Annotated in this window: 3 protein-coding genes; 1 reads left to right on the top strand and 2 read right to left on the bottom strand. The window is 56.5% G+C overall.

Annotated elements, in window-relative coordinates; all coding sequences use genetic code 11:
- Positions 1-152 precede the first annotated feature (152 nt).
- Positions 153-851, top strand: a complete 699-nt coding sequence (locus NW815_RS12880; RefSeq protein ID WP_414389657.1) for a pirin family protein — start codon at positions 153-155, stop codon at positions 849-851.
- A gap of 231 nt (positions 852-1082) precedes the next feature.
- Here the strand turns inward: NW815_RS12880 and tsaE are convergent, their stop codons facing one another.
- Positions 1083-1718 (bottom strand): tRNA (adenosine(37)-N6)-threonylcarbamoyltransferase complex ATPase subunit type 1 TsaE, encoded by a 636-nt coding sequence (gene tsaE / locus NW815_RS12875; protein WP_414389655.1) that lies wholly within the window; start codon positions 1716-1718, stop codon positions 1083-1085.
- Positions 1719-1721: 3 nt separating this feature from the next.
- Positions 1722-2546 (bottom strand): prolipoprotein diacylglyceryl transferase, encoded by an 825-nt coding sequence (gene lgt, locus NW815_RS12870; RefSeq protein WP_011433548.1) that lies wholly within the window; start codon positions 2544-2546, stop codon positions 1722-1724.
- Between the last annotated feature and the right edge of the window lie 100 nt (positions 2547-2646).

Below are 2646 nucleotides of genomic sequence, written 5' to 3'. Positions count from 1 at the left end.
CCACCACCCCGTCAAGATATCCAACCCAAAGTTTTTGGCAAGTTTTTGGCGAGAATAGCAGGGAAAAGAAGAAATAAAACTGTTTGAATATTGACATTCTGACTGCAGAGTTAATAAGATGGTTGCGAGGGTCAGGTTTTGGAGAAACTGCGATGCTGACTTTGCGTAAGCGGGAAGAGAGGGGTCATGTCAAGCTCAGTTGGCTTGATACTTACCACTCATTTTCTTTCGGGGAGTACTACGACCCTCGCTACATGGGCTTCCGGGCTTTGCGGGTGATTAACGATGACCGAATCCGCCCGAGTGCTGGCTTTCCGACCCATGGGCACCGGGACATGGAGATCGTTACCTATGTTTTGGAAGGGATCCTTGAGCATAAAGACAGCTTGGGCACGGGATCTGTGATTCGTCCTGGTGAAATTCAACGGATGACGGCAGGCACAGGGATCTGGCACAGCGAGTACAACCACTCGGCAGATGAGGAGGTTCATCTGCTGCAAATTTGGATTTTGCCGGAGCAGGAAAACCTGGAGCCCAGCTATGAACAAAAAGCGACGGGTTTGACAGAGCATCCCAATGAGTTTTGTTTAGTTGCCTCTCGAGATGGGCGCCAGGGATCCGTGATTGTGCATCAGGATGTGAATCTCTATGCAGGGTTGATTGAGCCGGGACGCACCATTCACCGACACTTGGATGAGAAGCGCTACGGATGGCTGCAGATAGCTCGGGGCGATGTGACCCTGGATGGCTTGTTTTTGCGAGAAGGAGATGGCGTGGCTATTGCTAGGGAAAGCGAGCTCAACCTTTTCAGTGAAGAAGGGGCTGAGGTGCTGCTGTTTGATTTGGCCTGAGGATGACTTTTGGCTAAGTTCTGGCCGTTTGCCTCAAGTTCATAGTCGTTTCAGGCTGGGGTGAGACGTCCGGGCTACTGAGAGAAGCCTTCTGACCTGTGCATTATTGCTCCGCAACGCTAACGCGAAGGCGCGACCGACGCTTCGGGTGTGGGCGCAGTGTCTTAGTTCGAATCGAGGTGGCCATAGGTCTTTTGGGATCTCAACTTTTTCTTCTGCTTTCAAGTACTTTCAGGAGGAGAAGTGGATCCCTTCTTCGAGGTTTTGCTGAGTGAATTGAGAAAGAACTTGCTGCCAAAGGTGGCCAGTCTGGGATCCCTTTCCCTTGACGTGTAGAAGGCGGGCTCCTTCCTGCTGGGGATGGGGCTGTAGGCGCAGCCAGAGGTAGGTCGCAGGCAGATGGCGGAGGTACTGGGGCCACTCAACAGCGGTGATCCCACCTTGGCTCCAAAGTTCTTCTAGCCCTAGGTCTTCTAGGAGTGTGGATTCTTTCCCACCGGCGCGAGCGGCAGAAGAGGGCTCCAGACGGTAGAGATCGCAATGGAAAAGAGGGATCCGTCCGGTGTGGTATTCCTGCACCAGCACGAAGGTGGGGCTGTCGATGGGTTCAGGGATCCCCAAGCCCTGCCCCAGTCCCTGCACAAAGGTGGTTTTGCCGCTGCCCAGATTACCTTCGAGAAGAATGACCAAGCCGGAAGTGGAGCCGAGGCTGCGGCTGGGAGGGGGAGATTTTTGTTGACCTGAAGGGGCGAGGAAGCCAAGGGCGGCTTGAGCTACGAGGGCCCCTAGTGATTGGGTAGCAGCGGCGGATGGCAGCAGCAGAGGGGAGGCTTGCTGCCAGAGCTCTTCATTCTGTTCGCTGGCCATGGCTTACAACTCCTTTGGGGCGGGGATCCCAGGCGAGGAAGTTGCCTCGTTTGGGTGAACAGAAACGCGTTTGGGAGCTGTCAAGATTGCGGCCAGGCCTGCTCCAATGAGCAACAGGCTCACCCCCTGCGCCACCCGCAGGGATCCCAGCATGAGGCTATCGGTGCGCAGGCCTTCGATCCAGAAGCGCCCCAGGCTGTACCCCACCAGGTAGAGGCCCAAGAGGGTGCCAGGGGGAAGCTGGCGCCGGTAGCTTAAAAAGAGCAGGAGCCCGAAGAGACCAAAGTTCCAGAGGGATTCGTACAAAAAAGTGGGATGGACGCGCGATCCATCAGGCAGCTGCAGTTGTACCCACAGAGGGCTATCCGGAGGCAACACCTTTCCGTAGGCTTCGTTGTTGAAGAAGTTGCCCCAACGTCCGATCCCCTGACCAAGGCTGAGGGAGGGAACAAGGCAATCGGCTAGCAACCAAAAACTCAGCCGGTGCCGCCGGGCGAACAGGTAAAGCGCCGCACTGCCGCCGATCAAGGCACCGTGAATGGCAATGCCCCCCTGCCAGAGGGCCAAGACCTGCCACCAAGGGCCATCTCGATAGCGTTCCCACTCAAAGGCCACATAGTACAGGCGAGCAAGGGGCAGGGATCCAACCACCAACCACACCAGCAGATCAGGCATGGAACTGGGGGGAAGGCCACGCCGAGCTGCCAGATGGCGAGCCAGGAGCAAGCCCAACACCATTGCCAGGCCGATCAATAAGCCATACCAGCGCAGGCTGAGCGGCCCCCAACTAAACACAACCGGGCCGGGGGATTGTAAGACCAAAGTCATGACCGTGGGGACATTCCTGAGCAGATCCCTTTAGCCCACTCTACCCGCTCTGCAAGGCTATGCAGAAGACCTGCCCTCACCCCCAGCCCCTCTCCCAGAG

Origin of the sequence: Synechococcus sp. R6-7, assembly GCF_047461695.1 — a bacterium.
Taxonomy (GTDB): domain Bacteria; phylum Cyanobacteriota; class Cyanobacteriia; order Thermostichales; family Thermostichaceae; genus Thermostichus.
Note: the sequence above shows the minus strand (reverse complement) of the source record. Positions and strands in the feature narration are given on the sequence as shown.